Source organism: Empedobacter sp. UBA5528 (genome assembly GCF_002426075.1).
In the GTDB taxonomy this organism is placed as follows: Bacteria; Bacteroidota; Bacteroidia; order Flavobacteriales; family Weeksellaceae; genus Empedobacter; species Empedobacter falsenii_B.
In genome coordinates this window covers 93845-94337 of sequence record NZ_DINY01000027.1, presented here as the reverse complement: position 1 = coordinate 94337, position 493 = coordinate 93845, and the positions used below count along the sequence as shown (strand labels likewise).

Sequence of the window (493 nt, the reverse complement as noted above, 5' to 3'; positions counted from 1 at the left end):
ACCTAAATGCACTACGGGTTAAATAAAGTTTAATTTCTCCATTTTGATCAATTTTACCAATTTTTTCTTGAATTAAATAAACCTCCATTTTATCTAAAATTTCATCAGGCTTACCAATCAATTTATAAACCTCATTTTTTGAAGTTCCATTTGAATTATATGAATCAAATTTTAAAACATTATTAACCAAATCATCCAACATCTTATAACGATAATTTTGTCCGTAAACTCCTTCCTCAAAAGGAATCCATTTATCTGATTCAAACTTTTTCTTAGAATTACAACTCATCACAAGAAGAAAAACACCACAAAAAATAAATAATTTCTCCATAAAATAATTCAATTCCCTAATTTCTCAAAAAAAATCAACAAGTCAAATATTTCAAAATTAATTTATTAGAAAAAAGTTGTAAAATTTATTCGAAAAACACTTGCAAAAGTAATATTAATGACCTTATATTTGCACTCACAACGCGGGAATAGCTCAATTGGT

Annotated in this window: 1 pseudogene; it reads right to left on the bottom strand. The window is 25.6% G+C overall.

From position 1 onward, the window contains the following. Positions 1–331: pseudogene (locus B4L98_RS06330) on the bottom strand (hypothetical protein); the annotation flags it as partial. Between the last annotated feature and the right edge of the window lie 162 nt (positions 332–493).